This window comes from Brevibacillus daliensis (genome assembly GCF_021245735.1).
GTDB classification, from domain to species: Bacteria; Bacillota; Bacilli; order Brevibacillales; family Brevibacillaceae; genus Brevibacillus_B; species Brevibacillus_B daliensis.
Map to the genome: position 1 here is coordinate 62,866 of NZ_JAJISB010000018.1, position 19,486 is coordinate 82,351.

At 40.0% G+C, this 19,486-nt stretch carries 16 protein-coding genes; 12 read left to right on the forward strand and 4 right to left on the reverse strand.

The window, feature by feature from the left end:
- Window positions 1–80 precede the first annotated feature (80 nt).
- Window positions 81–218 (reverse strand): hypothetical protein, encoded by a 138-nt coding sequence (locus LM917_RS14325; protein WP_232698214.1) that lies wholly within the window; start codon window positions 216–218, stop codon window positions 81–83.
- 14 nt (window positions 219–232) lie between these two features.
- A complete protein-coding gene (locus LM917_RS14330) occupies window positions 233–1,126 on the reverse strand; it encodes an NAD(P)-dependent oxidoreductase (protein ID WP_232698215.1) in 894 nt (297 codons plus the stop codon).
- Between the two features lie 148 nt (window positions 1,127–1,274).
- Here LM917_RS14330 and LM917_RS14335 point away from each other — a divergent pair, with 148 nt between their 5' ends.
- The 4 genes from LM917_RS14335 to LM917_RS14350 all read left to right on the forward strand — a co-directional run bounded on the left by LM917_RS14335 (window position 1,275) and on the right by LM917_RS14350 (window position 5,847).
- Complete coding sequence (locus tag LM917_RS14335; RefSeq protein WP_255668306.1) at window positions 1,275–3,275, forward strand: oxidoreductase; 2,001 nt, start codon at window positions 1,275–1,277, stop codon at window positions 3,273–3,275.
- Between the two features lie 71 nt (window positions 3,276–3,346).
- Window positions 3,347–4,402, forward strand: a complete 1,056-nt coding sequence (locus LM917_RS14340) for a homoserine dehydrogenase (RefSeq protein ID WP_232698216.1) — start codon at window positions 3,347–3,349, stop codon at window positions 4,400–4,402.
- A gap of 154 nt (window positions 4,403–4,556) precedes the next feature.
- On the forward strand, window positions 4,557–5,012 hold the full coding sequence (locus LM917_RS14345) for an RrF2 family transcriptional regulator (protein WP_232698217.1): 456 nt from the start codon (window positions 4,557–4,559) through the stop codon (window positions 5,010–5,012).
- 208 nt (window positions 5,013–5,220) lie between these two features.
- Entirely contained in the window at window positions 5,221–5,847 is a 627-nt protein-coding gene (locus tag LM917_RS14350) for an FMN-dependent NADH-azoreductase (RefSeq protein ID WP_232698218.1), read from the forward strand.
- Between the two features lie 186 nt (window positions 5,848–6,033).
- Here the strand turns inward: LM917_RS14350 and LM917_RS14355 are convergent, their stop codons facing one another.
- A complete protein-coding gene (locus LM917_RS14355) occupies window positions 6,034–6,501 on the reverse strand; it encodes a hypothetical protein (RefSeq protein WP_232698219.1) in 468 nt (155 codons plus the stop codon).
- Window positions 6,502–6,885: 384 nt separating this feature from the next.
- Between LM917_RS14355 and LM917_RS14360 the strand changes: the two genes are divergently transcribed.
- The 6 genes from LM917_RS14360 to cls all read left to right on the forward strand — a co-directional run bounded on the left by LM917_RS14360 (window position 6,886) and on the right by cls (window position 16,608).
- Window positions 6,886–8,283, forward strand: a complete 1,398-nt coding sequence (locus tag LM917_RS14360; RefSeq protein ID WP_232698220.1) for a phenylacetate--CoA ligase family protein — start codon at window positions 6,886–6,888, stop codon at window positions 8,281–8,283.
- A gap of 115 nt (window positions 8,284–8,398) precedes the next feature.
- Complete coding sequence (locus tag LM917_RS14365) at window positions 8,399–9,676, forward strand: S-layer homology domain-containing protein (protein WP_232698221.1); 1,278 nt, start codon at window positions 8,399–8,401, stop codon at window positions 9,674–9,676.
- Between the two features lie 261 nt (window positions 9,677–9,937).
- A complete protein-coding gene (gene msrB / locus LM917_RS14370) occupies window positions 9,938–10,891 on the forward strand; it encodes a peptide-methionine (R)-S-oxide reductase MsrB (RefSeq protein ID WP_232698222.1) in 954 nt (317 codons plus the stop codon).
- A 74-nt stretch (window positions 10,892–10,965) separates the two neighbouring features.
- Window positions 10,966–11,430, forward strand: a complete 465-nt coding sequence (locus tag LM917_RS14375) for an aminoacyl-tRNA deacylase (RefSeq protein WP_232698223.1) — start codon at window positions 10,966–10,968, stop codon at window positions 11,428–11,430.
- 854 nt (window positions 11,431–12,284) lie between these two features.
- Window positions 12,285–14,900: a calcium-translocating P-type ATPase, PMCA-type gene (locus tag LM917_RS14380; protein ID WP_232698224.1), complete on the forward strand. Its 2,616-nt coding sequence runs from the start codon at window positions 12,285–12,287 to the stop codon at window positions 14,898–14,900.
- 172 nt (window positions 14,901–15,072) lie between these two features.
- The gene (gene cls, locus LM917_RS14385) at window positions 15,073–16,608 is read left to right on the forward strand and encodes a cardiolipin synthase (protein ID WP_232698225.1); all 1,536 of its coding nucleotides are present in this window, start codon (window positions 15,073–15,075) and stop codon (window positions 16,606–16,608) included.
- 71 nt (window positions 16,609–16,679) lie between these two features.
- Here the strand turns inward: cls and LM917_RS14390 are convergent, their stop codons facing one another.
- Entirely contained in the window at window positions 16,680–17,723 is a 1,044-nt protein-coding gene (locus LM917_RS14390; protein WP_232698226.1) for an acyltransferase family protein, read from the reverse strand.
- 307 nt (window positions 17,724–18,030) lie between these two features.
- Between LM917_RS14390 and LM917_RS14395 the strand changes: the two genes are divergently transcribed.
- On the forward strand, window positions 18,031–18,726 hold the full coding sequence (locus LM917_RS14395; RefSeq protein WP_232698267.1) for an aspartate/glutamate racemase family protein: 696 nt from the start codon (window positions 18,031–18,033) through the stop codon (window positions 18,724–18,726).
- Window positions 18,727–18,827: 101 nt separating this feature from the next.
- The gene (locus LM917_RS14400) at window positions 18,828–19,454 is read left to right on the forward strand and encodes an NUDIX hydrolase (RefSeq protein WP_232698227.1); all 627 of its coding nucleotides are present in this window, start codon (window positions 18,828–18,830) and stop codon (window positions 19,452–19,454) included.
- Window positions 19,455–19,486 lie beyond the last annotated feature (32 nt).

Genomic DNA, 19,486 nt, shown 5'->3' on the forward strand with positions numbered 1-19,486 from the left:
GGCGAAACGTATGAGGTTTCGAAGAGTCCACTGCCTGTATTTTTTTGTTTTCTAAGCTGGACACGTACCATTCCAATGTTTTAGTCCTCAAAATCAATATATTTTTGTGCCTGTAAAATTCCAAAGGCATTTGCATTTCGCTCAAATTCTAATTCGGAAATTGATTTTGCAATATCTGAACGCAGAGGAATTAATGCAGATAAGCTTACTTTTGCCATCGAATCATTCTTTTCTATTTTTTGCCGGAGACGATAATGTTGTTTTTCTCTTCATACAATTTAAACAAAGCAGCAATATCTTCAGTTGGATATTTTTCATTAGCCTGTTGATACATTTGCTCGGCGAGGCTGTTAACAGGCATTTCGACATCATAAGCTTTGGCGAGTTCTCCAGCAATTCGCATATCCTTGTACAGCAACTTGTTGCTAAAACGAGCATCGAAATCACGTTCGTGAACGAGCGGTACAATTCGATGCAACATTTTACTATCACCCGTGCTTGCTTCCAGAACTTTATAAAGCTCTGCTGTATCGACACCGGCTTTGGTTGCCAGGACAAATGTTTCCGCTAATGCGGCTGTATGTACACCAATAATATAATTATTCATTAGTTTCGCAATACTGCCATTTCCGATAGCACCCATGTAGAAAAGATTGGTACCCATTGCTTCAAGGGCTGGTTTGGCACGTTCAAAATCTTGTTTATCCCCACCGCACATGATTGCCAATGTACCTGCGATTGCTCCCATCGGTCCACCACTGATTGGGGCATCCATAAAGGAACCGCCTTTTTCTTGAATGGCGCTTGCTGCTTTTTCGTTAAGCATCGGGCTTACCGTAGAATGATCAAGAACCAGTTTGCCTGTAAGATCAGCACTTGTAATTCCGTTTTCTCCAAAGTAAACCTCTTCAATTGTAGCCGGAAGGGGTAGGCATGTTAAGAGAATGTCTACCTTTTCAGCCAGATCACGCGGATTATTCGCTTCAATCGCACCTAAAGATACTGCGTTTTCGATAGGCCCGCGACTGCGAGAGACAACATGTACAGTAAATCCTTTTGCTAGCAGGTTCTTCACCATAGGTAATCCCATCGTACCTAATCCTATAAAGCCAATAGTCTCTCTCATATGTTTCTCCTCCGTAAATGACAGCTTATTATTGCTTAGTGTACTGGGTCACATTTTACATTGCAAGAATTGATGTAAAAAAGGATTTTTATAACTGTAAAGAGAAATGAATGAATATTCATTCAAATACGGAAGATAGGTGATTAAATTGTTGAAACACGTATTTCATCCAATTAAAATTAATGAATTGATTCTACCAAACCGAATTATGATGGGTTCTATGCATGTAGGGCTAGAAGCGCTTGATCATGGGATGGAAAGACTAGCAGCTTTTTATGCAGAGCGTGCTAAAGGCGGGGTTGGTCTTATCGTCACAGGTGGCGCGGCTGTTTGTCCTGAAGGTGGAGCGGGTGAGGGGTTTACCAATGTATATGCGGACGAACATATAGAGAAGCTACGTCTGCTGCCTGAAGCCGTTCATCGGGAAGGTGGGCGAATTGCCTTACAGTTATTTCATTCAGGCAGGTATGCTTATAAACATAAAACAGGACTTGATCCGGTAGCACCTTCACCACTTCAAGCAACGATTAATCGTGATGCTCCAATAGAAATGGATGCGGAATTAATTGAGAGAACCATTGAAGCGTATGTTCAAGCGGCTCGGCGGACCAAAACGGCTGGTTTTGACGCTATAGAAATTATGGGCTCGGAAGGTTATCTGATTAATCAGTTCCTCTCTCCGGTGACAAATAAGCGGACGGATGAGTGGGGAGGAGATTTTGAGCGTCGTGCGAGGTTCGGAGTCGAGATAATGAAGCGGGTGCGAAAGGAAGTCGGGTGTGAATATCCGGTCATTTTTCGCATGTCTGGAATTGATCTAATGCCAGATACTACAACGTTGGAAGAGACGATTTCCTTTGCCAAGCTATTGGAGGATGCAGGAGCAGATCTATTAAATATCGGCATTGGCTGGCATGAATCTCAGGTCCCTACTATTTCCATGATGGTGCCACGAGCTTCTTATGTCTGGGTTGCAAAAATGATTAAGGATGCTGTATCCCTGCCAGTAGTAGCTAGTAATCGTATTAATGATGTGAGATTAGCAGATAAGGTGTTGGCAGAAGGTCAAAGCGATATGGTTTCTATGGCACGTCCATTTCTGGCAGATCCATATATTTTAACAAAAAGCGGGTTTGGTCAGTTTGATCGGGTGAATACCTGTATTGCTTGTAATCAGGCATGCCTCGATCATATCTTCGAAGATAAGCCAGCTTCCTGTCTGGTAAATCCATTAGCAGGTAGAGAGTATGATCTATCGATCGAGAAGACGGATCAGCCCAAAAAAGTGGCGGTAGTCGGTGCTGGACCAGCCGGTCTAGAGGCTGCAAGAGTTTTGGCAGAGCGAGGTCATCAAGTGTGGTTGTATGAAAAAAACGATAAACTAGGCGGGCAGCTTACCTTTGCCTGTCAGGTTCCTGGAAAGATTGAATTTTTAGAAACCATTCGTTACTATGAAACGGAGCTACGTCGTCTCTGTGTTACTATTCGACTCGGAGAGAGTATCTGTGAAGAGGAATTACAGTCCGTAGGAATTGATGAAGTAGTTATTGCGGCTGGAGTAACACCACGTGTGCCAAGCATTCCAGGTATTGATCTGCCTCACGTGGTACGCTATACCGACGTATTTACAGGTAAAGTAAAGGTGGGAGAGCGAGTAGCGGTAATTGGTGCAGGTGGAATTGCTTGTGATCTTTCCCATTTACTTTTGACGAATACCAGTTTATCTGCTGATACGGGGCAGTATTTAGGACAGTATGGGATTTTAGCACCACAGATGTTTGCTACTTTTCAACAGAGCAAGCGCTCCATTACGTTATTGCGACGTGGTAAGCATGTGGGGACAGGTTTAGGTAAAACAACACGCTGGGCACTACTTTCCCTATTGAAAAAACATGGTGTCGTAATGAAAACACGAATTGATTACAGTCGCATCACTGAAGAAGGTGTCGTTTATATCGAAAATGGAGAAGAACATCTTCTTCCAGCTGATACGATCATCATTGCCGCAGGTAGTACTTCGAATCAGGAGTGGAGAAATATCTTGTCTGCTGAGCGTATCGTTCATCTGATTGGCGGTGCAAAAGAGGCAGGCGAGCTGGATGCGAAGAGAGCGATCCGTGAAGGAATGGAAGTGGCACTTTCTATTTAAATATCGACAGTTTAAAGGTAGTATCGGGTATGTAGCAAGGAGCATAGCAGCAAGAGCGGGGGAGCAGAAGCATGAAAAGATGGAATATTCTTATTACCGGATTTGGAAATGTAGGGTTACAGGTAGCTGAAATGCTGGCAAAACGGCAGGCAACCTATAGAGAAAAGTATCAAGCAGATGTCAGATTGATTGGTGTTAGTCGATCTACAGGGGGGCTCTACCATGAGGAAGGGCTTTCTCTAGAGGATTGGAGGGCTTTTGCCAAGTCTGCGGGCCTAGGGCAGGCTGATGTTAATCAGCTTTCTTCCTTTTCTCCATCCCATACAGGTCCTGATTTTATTACCAACAGCAATGCTCAGATTATTATCGAAACGAGTCCCACTAATTTTCAGACAGGTGAACCTGGTTTAGGGTATATCTCGACTGCTTTACAAAGTGGAAAGCATGCCATCGCCATATCAAAAGGGGCATTGGTGCTCAACTATCCAGAATTAGCACAGCTTGCTCAAGAATCGGGTGTTACGTTAAAAATTAGTGGCGCGACAGCTGCGGCGCTTCCCACCATTGATTTACTACAAGTAAATACAGCTGGATGCACGCACCTTGAGATGACCGGTATTGTGACAGGGACGACGAACTACATGTTAACGGCCATGTTTGAAGAAGGTTATAGCTATGAACAAGCCCTGCTACAGGCACAACAATTAGGTATCGCAGAACCTGATCCTACCTTTGACACAGATGGTTGGGATTCTGCTTGTAAGATGGTGATTTTGGCTAACGCAGGTTTTGGAGCAAAAATAACGTTAGCTGATGTGAAACGTTCTGGAATAAGAGAAATAGATGTAAGCCAAATACTTGCGTGGAAAGAAGCAGGACTGGTTCCGAAGCTAGTAGGAAAAATTACACGCAAGACCAACCAGTCAGATCATGAAATAGAAGTGACAGTTTCCCTGGAATTGTTCCCGAAAGACCACCCATTTGCACAGGTAAAAGGCACAACCAAGGCTGTGAAATTGACAACGGACGACATGGGAGAGCTGATGGTGATAGGCGGAGGCTCTGATCCCAAAGCAACTGCTGCCGCTGCTTTAAAAGACTTCGAGCATATTTTGGGAGCTGAATAAATGCTTGGGTGAAACAGATAGTGTCTTTCCTATCCCTTTCACCTCTTAGCAATCTACCGTACCTTCTGTTGTATTGATAATTCCTGAGTAATAACATATAATGTGCTTTGGTAAATTGCAGTCAGAATTGTTAGTTGATAGGGAAGGTGAAGGGTTGAGAAAAAATCGTATTGATCAAATTGGATTACCTCGTTTTCGCATTGCCATTCACACGTTAGTCTGGTTAGCCCAAAGTAATTGTTTACGATCAAGTGCAGTAATCGCTTCACGTGTTCAATCCCACGCCACCTTTCTGCGCAGAGTTTTAGCTGATCTATATAAAGCAGGCATTGTGGAGGCAAAAGAGGGTAGAGATGGTGGATACTTTTTGAAGGTAGCACCAGAAGAGTTAACCTTGGCTGAAATATATACAGCAATTAAGGATGAAGAAAAAATATGTAATCCTAGTGAGACGATAAAATGCGGTGATGTTGGAAGACAATTAGATTTGGCATTAGAAAATATCATTGATGATGCAGAAGTGTTGCTTATTGAACACCTGAAAAAATTCACAATTTTAGATGTGATGGAAGGAATAGATTTTAGTAAGTGTAATGAAAAGGAAAAATGACTTGCATAATAGATTCTAAGTCTATATAATGCAATTGAATTGATTGCAGTTAATATTATATCTGCAATTTTATTTTAAGTAATAATGTGCTTAGAATAGTTGCAGTTTAGTTGTTGATCGGCAATTCTATCATCTAAACTGTGCTTTTAAAAATAGCTTTTAAAAGCTACAAACATACTACACGATTTTCAGGAGGTAACAGCTAACAATGGCAAACACTCTATTCATCAAGGCTAATGATCGCAGTTCAGAACAAGCAATCAGCGTACAAATGTATGAGGCATTTTTGAAGAACTATAAAGAAAGCAATCCAGGAGAACAAGTTACTGAAGTAGACCTATATAAAGAAGAACTTCCTTACTACGGTAATGATGCGATCAATGGTCTGTATAAAAAAAGCAATGGCTTTGATTTGACAGAAAAAGAGGCTCAATTGGTAAAAGTAATTGAGGCATATCAAGAGCAATTTATGGCTGCAGATAAGATTGTCTTCGCCTTTCCATTATGGAATTTCACTGTACCAGCACCACTAATTACCTACATTTCTTACCTGTCACAGGCAGGTAAAACTTTTAGATACACACCTGAAGGAATTATTGGTTTAGTTCCTGATAAAAAAGTTGCTTTGTTATCTGCAAGCGGTGGAGTATTCTCTGAAGGTCCAATGGCTTCCATGGAAATGGCAGTTAAATATATTAAAACAGCTATTTCTCTTTGGGGAATTACCAATCCTGTACAAGTAGTAATCGAAGGACATAATCAATATCCGGATCGTGCAAAAGAAATTATTGCAGACGGCTTGAATAAGACTGCTGAACTAGCTGCGAAATTTTAATTAGAAAATAGCTAAATTGGCAGCAAAAAACATTCACAAAAATACCTGGAATAACCGAATATTACTTGTTTCACGACCTCACTAACGTGGAAAGTATGAAGTGAGGGACAGCCTTTTGATTTTTCAATGGTTGTCTCTCGTTTATACTTATCTACGTTTTTCTCTTATTTGCATGCTTCAAGGTAACTAAGGCTTCACATCTAAAACTACATCACCATAGTTTTCGCCATTCAGGGCTACCTCAAATCTCCAGAGACCACTTAGAGGCAACTCGAACCTAGTGGTAAATCGATTCAAACTTGGATAGCCAGAACTTTGTTCAGTTATTTTTGTTGGGGGTAATGCTGTTATTTTCTTTCCAGATTCTTTGTGATAAGCATTAATCGTTAACTCTTTGTCTTTATACGTTTCAAATGGTTCCATAAAGCTAATCATATAACCATAAGGTTTCCCAGAGGAAAGTTCTGGGTCTGGATATACTCTGAAAAGTACATCGCCATTCTTTGTGTAATCGTGTCGGATTTGCCAAGTTGCAGTGGTTTCGGTTGTACTTTTTTCTTTTTTGTTATTGGTTTCTATCTCTGTTGAACAACCAGGTAAAAAAAATGCTGTTAATAATAGAAAGCTAAATACAAGTCGAGTACATTTTTTCATTATAAAAGACCTCCTTTTTGTTAACTGTTCTATATGAAATATAAAATTTCTGTATTTGCAAGTAATCTTACCATTAATTTACTGAATTATAAGAAAAATACATACTTTTAGTGGTAGGTGCCAGAAATCTAGGAATGAGATTAGTACCTTAATGGCTGAGTTCAACAGTTGAAGGTTTTATATGCGGTAAAGGGTGCTTAGCAGGCACCCTTTTTCTATATGGAAACAAACGATTCGCCCCAAATGTGTGCATTTTAATTGGAAAATCAGCCACTTTCATGTCAAAAAAGATTATAAAATGTATAGACATGAATTAATTCAGAGATCTGTACCTGTTATCACAGAATCAGTTCACATTTATCATCCAAGAAAGGCGGGAATACGATGAAATATATGAGCCTGTTCAAAGAGATGCGTCTCTTAAAACGACCAGACACACTAACAGTTGAAGAAATTTCCCGCGTACAAACTAATCGGCTTCACAATTTACTTGCCTATGTACGCAAAAAAAGTCCCTATTTTCAAGAACTATATAAAGATCTTCCAGATACGCCAACTCTGACTGACATACCCGTAACCACCAAGCAAGAGATGATGACTCATTTTGATGATTGGATTACAGATAAAGAGATTACGCTCAAAAAAATAAATCGATTTATGGAAAACAAGGATAACATCGGCAGAAAACTACATAATGCCTACATGGTTTTTACTACGGCAGGTTCTACAGATACACCAGTAGTTGTTCTCCACGACCATCATTCAATCAAAATCATGACTACCTTGAATCTGTTCCGCGCCCTAGCTCATAAGGAAGATATGAGAAAATTAATTGGACGAGGAGGTAAATCGGCAGCTGTATATGCCAAAGGAGGATTTAATCTTAGCTATAGCAGGATTCGCAGTAGACAGTTGGCTTTTCCGTGGAAAAGGAAACGTCTTGAAGTGATCGATGTTCTTACTCCTCTTCCTGAAATAGTGAAACAGTTAAATAATTTTCAACCTGCTTTGCTAGGGGGATATCCCACAGCACTAGAGCTATTGCTTCCCGAACAGAGAGCAGGTAGATTACATATCTCTCCTGTCACTATTAACACAGGAGGCGAACATTTGAGTGCAGAGCTGAAGCAAGAGTTATCAGAAGTCTTCCAATGTACCGTTCAAACCAATTATGCCAATACAGAGGGTGGGATGATTGCCTTCGAATGTAGTCACGGACACCTGCATGTTAATACGGATTGGGTAATTGTAGAGCCTGTTGATGAAAATTATCAACCTGTCCCTGATGGAGTTCTTTCTCATTCCCTTCTCTTAACCAATTTGTCGAATTACATTCAACCTATCATCCGCTATGAGATAACTGACCGAATTATATTGCATAGCAAAACATGTTCATGTGGCAATAAGTTTCCCTACATTGAAGTTGAGGGTAGAACGGATGACATCTTAGCATTTCATGGTGAGAAAAAGAATGTGACAACGGATCACGAAGTGTTGGTGAAAATTGCTCCAATAGCATTCTATGCGGTATTAAAAGAGGTAAAGGGAATCAATCGCTTTCAGCTCGTTCAAAAGAGTATGAATCAATTGGTACTCCGGATTACCTGTGATAATGAGAGAGAGCGATCACGCGTATTTGAGATAGCGAAAAAATCATTAACTGCATTCTTGGAGAGTAATGGCATATATGATGTGGAAATCCACCTTTCTAAACTATCACCGCGTTCTCATCCATTAAGTGGGAAGTTTAATCATGTGTATAAGGATATAATAAATATTTAGAAAGTCGTTTTTGTTAAGGAAACTACATAACTTCTAGCAATTACCATTCTTCATTCATGTATACTAAAGTAATGTCTCATGCAATGAAATAAAATACAACTAGGAGTGAACACAGATGAAAAAGAGTTTCCTGGCATTATCGCTTGCAACGACTTTATTTGCAGGAACTGTCTTTTCTGGACAAGCGTATGCGGCTGATAAAGCTGTCCCCTTTACACGTGGGGAATACATGCATGCGATTGTACAACAATTAGAAGCAACACCTAAAGATAAGAACAGTGCCTTGCCAAAAGACGTATCTGCCGAGTCGCCGTATGCTGAAACTGTACGTGTGATGAAGGAGAAAAAAATCGTTTTTGGTTATGAAGATGGCACTTTTAAGCTTGATCAACCTGTATCTGTAACGGAAGCTGAAATGATCCTGAGCAGAGTGCTAGGGATTGCTGGCGTGGAAGCATCAGATATCCTAAGCAAGCAGTTTGGTGTATCTTTTGGCAGTGATGCCATTGTAACAAAAGAAGAGGCTCTTGGAGTTATTAAAGATGCACTCGTTATTGATCCAGCTATTCTGGATTTAGTTAATAAATCTTCTGTTCAATCCATGAAACAACAATCTTTCAGCATGGATATGAGTCAGGACATTACGAACACATTGAATCAAAAAATGCCTGAATTGAACAATGTGGACCGATTCTCTCAATCATCTGACATCAGCATGGAATATATAAAAGATAAGGGTTTGCATATGAGCATGACAGCAACAATGCCTGAAATTCTTGGTGAAGCAATTCCTTCCATTAAAATGGAGCAATACTATGTTCCAGAAGGTATCTTCATGATGATGACTAATCCAGAAACGAATAAAGATGAATGGATCAACATGACAGACGTTTTCCCAATGAGTTTTGAACAACTGATGGCGATCCAAAAAGATAGTATTGAACTAAATAATAAGCTACTAGATAAATCATTTTTCTACCGTGATTTGGGAAATGTAGAAGTTGAGGGTAAAAAGTTGAAACAAGTGGGCTTCTATGGTCAAATCTCTTCGATGGATGAGATTATGGAATTGTTCCAAGGAACTATGAACAATCAGGAGATTGCCATACCATCCATAGAAGAGACAGGTTTAGCAGGAATGTCCATGTATGGAACCATGTTAATTGATGAAACAACTAAATTGCCAATGAGTGCTGAATATAACATTTCTATTTCTTTCACTCCATCAACTGAGCTTCCATTCAAAGAAATGAAAATGGAAATGGACGCTGATTTCAAAGAATACAATCAAGTGAAAGCGATCGTTCTGCCTGAAGCTGCAAAAAATGCAAAAAAGATTGATCTAACTATCGATCCTTCTACAGAAGTAACACCTGATAAAAAAGCAGAATAAGCTACAGCTGTTAAATCATTGAACCAGTATGAAAAAAGAGACTGTCCTTACAAGTAGATTGAAAACTTGTGAGGCAGTCTCTTTTTTTAGCTTGGAACCACGTCAGTAGCTTGTTAAACCAAAGATTTTCAGGATGGAACTGTATCAAAACACACTTTTCCTTCACTTCTCCCTGAAAAACATTCGCAAAAAAGGATAAAATAGTATGTAAAAGAAAAACATCAATCGGCTAACCCAATCATGTTAGAAGGAGTGAAGAGGATGTCAAACTACCAGCTCGCCACTTTCGCAGGTGGATGCTTTTGGTGCATGGTTAAACCGTTTCATAAAATGCCAGGAATTATTCAGGTTGTCTCTGGCTACACAGGAGGACATAAAGTAGATCCGACGTATCAGGAAGTATGCTCAGAAACAACCGGACATTATGAAGCTGTACAGATTACATTTGACCCAGCTGTTTTTCCGTATATCAAGCTTCTGGATATCTTCTGGCAACAAATTGATCCGACTGATGAAGGCGGACAATTTCATGATCGGGGAAATTCTTACAAAACGGCGATTTTTTATCATAACGAAGAGCAAAAAGAACAGGCGGAGGCTTCCAAACAGTCATTGGAAGTTAGTGGCCGCTTTACGAAGCCAATTGCTACAATGATCATCCCGGCAGCCCCTTTTTATGAGGCAGAAGAATATCATCAGGATTATTATAAGAAAAATTCGATTCGGTATAAGTTATACCGTGCGGGCTCAGGTAGGGATGCGTTTATTAAGGCCTATTGGAAAAATAAAGAGAAAGACTCATCTCTTCGTGAAAAGTTGACACCTATACAGTATGAAGTAACGCAGAATAGTGGGACAGAGCCAGCCTTTCGCAATGAGTTTTGGAACCATACAGAAGAAGGAATCTATGTTGATATCGTCTCTGGTGAACCTTTGTTCAGCTCGTTGGATAAATTTGATTCGGGTTGTGGCTGGCCTAGCTTTACTAGACCGCTTATCGAGGAACAGATAAAAGAAGAGGTAGATATCAGTCATAACATGGTGCGAACTGAGGTAAGAAGTGCAGAAGCAGATTCTCATTTGGGCCATGTGTTTGAAGATGGTCCTATGCCAACCGGATTACGCTTTTGCATTAACTCAGCAGCTCTTCGATTTGTTCCAAAGAAAGATTTAGAAAAAGAAGGCTACGGAGAGTATATCAAGTTGTTTCCATAAAAAATTTTAGAAAACAAAGCATAGTGTCCCTACATGCCTTGTCTATTTCGTTGAACCAAGAGAGGAGTCACATTATGGATCAATACGCTCAGAAATTGACCAATTATCTAATCGATAATCAACTAACGGCCGTACACCTTCCCTTGGAGAGATCCTGCCATTCCGTTCAGGAAGCGGCAGAAGCAGTTCAAGCTTCTCCCGAGGATCTCGTAAAAAACATTTGCATGATAGATCATACAGACCGACTGATCGTAGTCATTGTAAAAGGAGAGGATCGAGCCAGCACGACACGAGTTGCGAAAGCTTTGGATATGGAAAAACCTCGTCTGGCAACGGAGGAAGAGATTTTAGAGAGAACAGGTTATCCAGCTGGTGGAGTTCCGTCTCTAGGATTTATGGCCACTTTTCTAGTAGATCCCAGAGTAACAGAAAAAAAGTATGTGTATACAGGTGGAGGATCTCCTAACGCACTCACTAAAATATCAGTAGAGGAACTACTTCAAACAAATAAAGGAATGGTTATTCGGGTACGAAAATAGCAAAGGAAATAGAAACAAACGGTAGGGAGGATAATATTTTACCGTTTTTTTTTGACAGATAAAAATTCTGATGGACTTCACATGACTACTGTAGCGGGTAAGCAGAAGAAGCACATTTTTTGTCTGCGAACTGTTAAGGTCCCGCAAGGAAGCGAGGGCTGTCCGCTACACAGTGAAGAGTGCGGAAAGTGCAAAATGATGTGAGATGCTACGTAGTAACTCATGGGTTGCACTTTGTAATCCGCACTCTTCACTGTGTATCTGGGTGGGACCTTAAAGGTTCTGGACAAAAAATGTGCTTCTTCTGCTAACAGCTTCAGGAGATTAATAAGATTTAAATGAAAAGCCAAAACATGAAAAACTAGCTTCTCTTTTCACACAGAGCGACTTGGCAAAGCCCTACTCAGCGGAGCATTATTCATCGGGAAAAAGAAGCGAACCCCAGCAAGTCTTACAGTGAATACATCGTTGAGAGCTTCCCCGATGAATAGTGTGGAACGGACAGTCCAACCCCTTGCGGGGCGAAGACCTTTAGCGAAGAGTGAAAAGAGAAGCTGGTTTTCTCCACTGAAGCAGGAAGATGACAATCCTTAAAAATCCTAGCAAGGAATATCCTTGTTGTAATGAGAGAGTTACATATATAGAAACAAATGATAAAAAATTTCATTTATTGCCATCATTCATAAGAATTCACTAATTATACATTGGTTAATATAGATCAGGTAGTTATAATGGTAGATCATTAATATAGGGAATAAATAAGGCAAGTATCTCAAATATTTATTGATATATAGTGATGTTTACATATGAATTGGAAAAACTGTATAAGAAGAAGTGAAGAAGGAGGGCTTATGATGCATTGGCACAATAAAAGTACAGATGAAGTTGTAGAAAAGCTGTCAACCCGTGTTGATACGGGGTTATCTTCTGAACAAATTAATGAAAGAATAAAGCAGTATGGCGAAAACAAGCTTAAGGCTAAGAAGAAGAAGACAAATCTACAACGCTTTATTGAACAATTCAAAGACGCAATGGTTCTCATACTTATTTTTGCAGCAGCTATTTCTTTTATCGTTGCATTAAATGGCCATGATAAATCGGAGTTCCTTGAACCTGCCATTATTTTGTTAATTGTTATATTGAATGCGACGATGGGTGTTGTTCAGGAAAGCAAAGCTGAGAAAGCGCTGGATGCTTTACAAAATATGTCAGCCCCACATGCACGCGTTTTGCGCAATGGAAGAGAAGAAGTAATTGAGGCAACTCAGGTTGTGCCAGGGGATATCATTTTCCTGGAAGCAGGAGATTTTGTACCAGCGGATGCCCGAATCCTTCAATCTGCTAGCCTAAAAAGCGAAGAATCCGCGTTAACGGGGGAGTCTGTACCTGTAGAAAAAAACGCTGATACCGAGATTGCTGAAGATGCTCCATTAGGCGATCGGGTTAATATGGTGTATTCAGGTAGCAGTATTTCTTATGGACGTGCAAAAGCAGTTGTTACCACAACTGGTATGAATACAGAGATGGGTAAAATTGCAAAGCTCCTCGACAATGAAAAAAATACCCAGACACCATTGCAACTCAAATTAGCCAAGTTAGGTAAAAATCTGGGTTTCATGGCAATCGGAGTTTGTATTATCATTTTCATCATTGGTTATATGGCTGGCATGCCAATCATGGATATTTTTATGACGTCCGTCTCCTTGGCAGTTGCCGCAATTCCAGAAGGATTACCTGCCATTGTTACGATCGTATTAGCGATGGGTGTACAAAGGATGGTAAAAAGGAATGCAATTATTCGTAGCCTACCTGCCGTAGAAACACTAGGTAGTGCATCTGTTATCTGTTCAGATAAAACGGGTACGTTGACCCAAAATCGCATGACCTTAGTAAAAGCATGGGATGAAAACGGACAAACTGAAATCGACACGAATGTTCCTGATCATACCAAGCACCTTCTTTTACTCGCAACATTATGTTGTGATGCATCCGTAATCGTAGACGAAGAAGGTGGCGAAAAACATATTGGTGATCCAACAGAAACAGCAATTGTTCTGGCAGCCTATAAGAACGGAATTATAAAGGATGAGATCAACGCCAAATATCCGCGACTAGCAGAGATTCCTTTTGACTCCGATCGCAAGCTGATGACGACAGTTAATAAGATAGATGGCAAAAACGTAGTCATTGTAAAAGGTGCTTTTGATGTCTTGGCAGCAAGATGTACGACTGGCGATGTTGTAGAGGCAAAGAGAATTACGGAGGAAATGAGCGAAGATGCGCTCAGAGTCTTGGCTGTCGCTTATAAAAATATTGATGAGGTTCCAGCTAACCCGACAAGTGAGGAACTGGAAAACGGATTAACATTGTACGGCTTGGTTGGGATGATTGATCCACCTAGACCGGAAGCTGCAGAGGCAGTCAAAATTTGTAGAGCAGCAGGCATTAAGCCTGTCATGATTACTGGCGACCATGTTGTAACAGCGTCTGCAATAGCGAAAAGTCTAGGGATTTTGCAAGAAGGTGATGGTGCCATTACAGGGTCTGAGCTAGCCAAGTTATCTGAAGTGGAGTTAGAAAAACGGGTAAGAGAGATTTCTGTCTATGCAAGGGTATCCCCAGAGGATAAGATTCGAATCGTAAAGGCATGGCAGAAACAGGATGAAGTCGTAGCAATGACAGGCGATGGTGTAAATGATGCCCCTGCGCTTAAAGCGGCAGATATTGGTTGTGCGATGGGGATTACAGGTACGGATGTTGCTAAAGGTGCTGCTGATATGACTTTGACTGACGATAACTTCGCTACCATTGTAGATGCGGTCAAGGAAGGAAGAGGGATCTATGATAATATCAAAAAATCCGTCGTTTTCCTGCTTGGTACCAACATTGGTGAAGTGCTTGCGGTATTCTTCTCCATGCTAATCTGGCAAAAGGCACCTTTTCTCTCCATTCAGCTTTTATGGATCAACTTGGTGACGGATAGCTTGCCTGCATTGGCTCTTGGAATGGAACCAGTAGAAAAAGAAATCATGTCCAGAAAGCCTAAGCCAAAGGAAGAAAGTATGTTTGCCCATGGTGTAGGCGCAAGAATTTTTCTTCAGGGTGTCTTGTTTGCCATTCTATCAATGGCAGGGTTCTACATCGGTTGGAACACAACGGGAGAGATAGCGGGAGGACAAACCATGGCATTTATCATCATGGCGACCTCTCAAATCTTACATGCTTTTAATGTACGTTCAACGTATTCGATTTTTAAAATCGGATTGCTGTCTAATAAATATATGAACGGTGCATTTTTGATTTCGCTCGTACTGATTCTGTTGATTGTATTTGTTCCGCCAGCGGCTTATGTATTTGGTCTGATCCAATTACCAGCTAATTTGTATCTCATGGCACTAGGGTTTGCATTTGTGCCGAATATCGTTCTGGAGATTGCAAAGGCGATGGGAATGCTTAAACATCATAGCTAATAGAAATGATGTAAGATCTTTCGCAGTCAACTAATATAAAATAGGATGAAGGAGTATCTTTACTTATCTCGAAACTTGTTAGATATAAGCAAAAAACGAGACAAGAGAAGTACTCCTTGTTTTTTACTGGTATTCTAATTAACTTGAAGGATTTGTTAGGTGAGAGGCAACTATGAAAAAAGGACTTGAATTTATTTTTAGCAGAATGGTACTTGTAGGGTTACTTGTACTTATACAAGCCATTATTTTAATGGGGGCTATCTGGAAGCTAAGCGAATATTTTGTGTATTTTTACGGTTTGTTTGCTGTAATTAGTCTTCTTGTTGTCCTTTATATTGTTAACAAAAGGGATAATCCGTCATATAAATTGGCGTGGACGATTCCAATTCTGCTTTTCCCTGTTTTTGGCGGACTCCTTTATCTTCTTTTTGGTCTTCAAACTACAACCAAACGATTTAAAAAAATGCTGAGTGATATCTTTACTAAAACGCAGCCATTACTTAAGCAGGATGATGCTATTATTGACGAACTGCAACGTCTCAACAAAGATGCTGCTAACCAATCAAACTATCTCATTAATAACGCAGGCTATCCCGTTTATAAAAATACTACGGTCGAATACCTGACCCCTGGTGAGATGAAATTTGAACGTTTAAAAGAAGAATTACAAAAAGCAGAAAGATATATCTTTCTGGAATACTTTATTATCCAAGAGGGGATTATGTGGGATTCCATCCTGGAGATACTCGTAGAAAAAGCAGAACAGGGAGTAGATGTCCGTCTGTTGTATGATGATATGGGCTGCTTAAATACGTTGCCTTATCAATATGATAAGAAATTACGCAAATTAGGGATACAGTGTAAGGTATTTAATCCGTTTGTTCCCGCCTTACTTAAAATGCATAATAACCGAGATCATAGAAAAATCGTAGTTATTGATGGACATACAGCTTTTACAGGCGGAATAAATCTGGCAGATGAGTATATTAATGCCATTAACAGATTTGGTCATTGGAAGGATGCCTCAATCATGCTCAAGGGAGAGGCAGTTTGGAGCTTCACGATCATGTTTTTGCAGATGTGGGGCTTTAATAGTAAAACAGAAGATGATTACGAGAAATTTAAACCACATGTTCATCATCAGACAACTTTTGAAAGTGATGGATTTGTTCAACCGTATGGAGATAGTCCTATGGATAAGGAAATTGTTGGTGAGTTGGTCTATATTAACATGATCATTAAAGCAAAAGAGTATGTATATATCAATACACCATACTTGATTGTAGATAATGAAATGGTAACTGTGCTTACCCTAGCGGCAAAAAGTGGTGTGGATGTAAGGATTATTACTCCGTTCCAACCGGATAAATGGTATGTGCATACGATTACTCGCGCCTACTATCCAGAACTGATTGAAGCAGGAGTGAAAATCTATGAGTATACGCCTGGATTCATCCACTCCAAAACATTTGTTTCCGATGATGAAATGGCCGTAGTAGGTACAATTAATCTGGACTACCGAAGTCTCTATCTTCATTTTGAATGTGGGGTATGGATGTATAAAAACAAAGCCTGCCTTGAAGTAAAGGAAGATTTTCTCCAAACCTTGCAGGTATGTAAACAAATTACGTTGGAAGACACCAAAAATGTACATTGGGTCGTTCGTGCTACTCGATCAGTATTAAGGTTGTTTGCCCCACTTATGTAAATAAACAAGAGAGAAGCCGCCTTTATTCCGAGCATGGTTCGGTCTGGCGGCTTCTTATATAGTGAGTTATATTAAGTAGAACGTTCTTGTTGCTGTTGTTGCGGTTTCATCTGACCCAATCGTTTACGCCCCTTGTCAATTATACCCATAACCTTGGCAAAGAGTAAGGAAACCATAAAGGTCACGGCATAAATGGTTAAGAGGTAAGCGATGGTATACCAAGTATTCTGGAAAATCCAGGAGATGTCTCCATATTGTGCAATCAAATACTTGTTAGACAAGATCATAACAGCGGAGTGCGTCAGATAGATGAAGAAGGTAAGACCTTTTTGGAATTTTAGCTTAAATTGATCAGCCCAGTTTATCAGGAAGAATAGCACAATTAAAAGAGTGCAGAGCGTCGCAATAACAAAACGCAGATGAACGGCTACATAAATAGTTTCTGACAAGACGAACATGATGGCACTTCCAACAGAAAATGCTGTCAGACCGATGACAACAGACAAGTGTTTTTTCATGAATCCGATAATTACATCTTGATACCAATAGATGATGTGACCCAGATAGAATGTAAAAATCCAGCTTGGTAAGATGTGACGAGTTGTTAGACCCAACCATGGCTGATGGAGATAGTTAATATAGACATATTGAATCACCATGAAGGGCAAAATGAGATACAAAATATTCTTTTTGGTAATCACATTGCGGAACAGATACGCGAAAACATAGTATTGGAACAGCATAAAAATAAAGTACAGCTGACTACCTGTTTTTCCGAGCAAAATATTTGCGAAATCAGTGGCGGTAGCAGGCATTTCCAGGTTTAGTAAATAGTGATAGAGTACTCCGCAAAGGATAAAGGGAATAAAGATGTAAATGATTTTACCAGAGAAAAAGTTCCATCCATTCAGGTTCTTTCTATCTAATACCCTTACGGTAAAATAACCAGTTATAATGGCAAGGATGACTGTGCCGTATCGACTAAGCTGATTTAATGCAGCGACCCAGAATGAATCATTATAATTTAGTACTAAAGCGGTGTAATGTCCAGCAAATACGAGAAAAGATGAGAAAAGCTGCAGGACAAACAGGGACTTTAACATTCTTGAATCCATATACCTGCTCCTATCCGTGTTAGTCTTATATAATTACAATCTTATTTACTTTATCATATAAATTCGGAATAAATGAGAAAAACGTCATAATTGTTATAGGTAAAACAAGGAACGTTGTTTTTTTACGAGCTACTTACTCCCGTTTTTTTGTTTTTTTACCTTTTTCCCCGATAAGCTACGTGGGTGAAACAGGTAAAGTGTAAAATAAGAGAATAGATACAAAGAAAGATTTACTGAAGAGAGAACTCATGATAGATATAAGGATGGATACAACTAAATTAGAGTAATAGGAAGGGGGTGTGGAATGATGAAAACAATCGGAATGATTGGCGGAATGAGTTGGGAGTCATCTGCACTGTATTATCAGTGGTGCAATCAAATCGTAAATCAAGAATTGGGTGGGATTCATTCAGCAAAAATCCTGATGTACTCTGTTGATTTTGAGGAGATAAAAAGGCTCCAGTTTCAGAATAAATGGGATGAAGCAACCCTACAGATGGTGGAGGCAGCCAAAAGGCTAGAGGCTGGTGGTGCTGATTTTATCATGATTTGCACGAATACTATGCATAAAATGGCAAGGGAAGTGGAGGCTTCCGTTTCCATTCCGTTCCTACATATTGCAGATGCTACAGCGAAAAGAATTGTAGAGGATGGTTGCAGCAAGGTTGCCCTCTTAGGGACTGCCTTTACGATGGAACAGGATTTCTATAAAGGAAGACTAACTGATCAGTTTGGGCTTGAAGTCCTTATTCCAGATGAGGAAGATAGAAATACCGTTCATGAAATTATTTATCAGGAGCTTTGTGCGGGGAGCATAAGAGAAGAATCGAAACAAAAGTACATTCAGATTATTAAAAAATTGGAGGCTCAAGGGGCAGAAGCGGTGATTCTTGGTTGTACAGAAATTACCATGTTGATTCAGGCAGAAGATTGTACAATTCCTGTCTATGATACTACTAGAATTCATGCTGAGAGTGCCGTTTCTTTTGCTCTTATTGAATAAATGATCTTGTCTAGTTTTACTGAGTCTTTTGTCTTGCAGGTACAAGCTAGCTGGCCCTAGCATATATACCCATCCCCATCTGAGCAAAGGAGGAGCTACTTATGTCTAACAAAGAAATAAAGTGGCTAAAGTGGGCAAAAGAGATACAGGCTATAGCCCAGACCGGACTAACCTATTCAAAAGATGTATATGACCTAGAACGATATGAGTCATTAAGACAAATCAGTATAGACATTCTTGCCAACTACACGTCAATTGATGAGCAAATCATAAAGCTAACCTTCGCAAATGAAACAGGCTATGCGACCCCCAAGGTAGATATTCGGGGTGTTGTTTTTTGGGATAATAAAATTTTGATGGTCCGCGAAAAAGCAGATGGAGCTTGGGCATTGCCCGGAGGATGGGCAGATATTGGCTTGTCACCCTCAGAAATTGCCGTCAAGGAAATAAAAGAAGAGTCTGGTTATGATGTGAAACCATTGCGGCTATTAGCAGTACTAGACAAAAAATATCATGACCATCCCCCTGAACCTTACCATGTCTATAAATTATTTATTGAATGCGCCATAGTTGGTGGGCAAGGGCAGGGTGGAGTAGAAACAAGCGAGGTAGGATTTTTTGAGGAGAATGAACTGCCAATGCTATCGGTAGAGCGAAATACTGAAAAGCAGATAAAAAGCATGTTTGCCTCTCACCGAGATCCTTCTAGTATGGTGATGTGTGACTAGAAGTAGATTTTACGAAAACGACTAATTATTAC

Coding starts and splice junctions, on each gene's coding strand:
- LM917_RS14365 (WP_232698221.1), top strand. CDS start 8,399: ATGAAAAAGAGTTTCCTGGCATTATCGCTTGCAACGACTTTATTTGCA.
- LM917_RS14380 (WP_232698224.1), top strand. CDS start 12,285: ATGCATTGGCACAATAAAAGTACAGATGAAGTTGTAGAAAAGCTGTCA.
- LM917_RS14360 (WP_232698220.1), top strand. CDS start 6,886: ATGAAATATATGAGCCTGTTCAAAGAGATGCGTCTCTTAAAACGACCA.
- LM917_RS14400 (WP_232698227.1), top strand. CDS start 18,828: ATGTCTAACAAAGAAATAAAGTGGCTAAAGTGGGCAAAAGAGATACAG.
- LM917_RS14350 (WP_232698218.1), top strand. CDS start 5,221: ATGGCAAACACTCTATTCATCAAGGCTAATGATCGCAGTTCAGAACAA.
- msrB (WP_232698222.1), top strand. CDS start 9,938: ATGTCAAACTACCAGCTCGCCACTTTCGCAGGTGGATGCTTTTGGTGC.
- LM917_RS14355 (WP_232698219.1), bottom strand. CDS start 6,501: ATGAAAAAATGTACTCGACTTGTATTTAGCTTTCTATTATTAACAGCA.
- LM917_RS14395 (WP_232698267.1), top strand. CDS start 18,031: ATGAAAACAATCGGAATGATTGGCGGAATGAGTTGGGAGTCATCTGCA.
- LM917_RS14390 (WP_232698226.1), bottom strand. CDS start 17,723: ATGGATTCAAGAATGTTAAAGTCCCTGTTTGTCCTGCAGCTTTTCTCA.
- LM917_RS14330 (WP_232698215.1), bottom strand. CDS start 1,126: ATGAGAGAGACTATTGGCTTTATAGGATTAGGTACGATGGGATTACCT.
- LM917_RS14375 (WP_232698223.1), top strand. CDS start 10,966: ATGGATCAATACGCTCAGAAATTGACCAATTATCTAATCGATAATCAA.
- cls (WP_232698225.1), top strand. CDS start 15,073: ATGAAAAAAGGACTTGAATTTATTTTTAGCAGAATGGTACTTGTAGGG.
- LM917_RS14325 (WP_232698214.1), bottom strand. CDS start 218: ATGGCAAAAGTAAGCTTATCTGCATTAATTCCTCTGCGTTCAGATATT.
- LM917_RS14340 (WP_232698216.1), top strand. CDS start 3,347: ATGAAAAGATGGAATATTCTTATTACCGGATTTGGAAATGTAGGGTTA.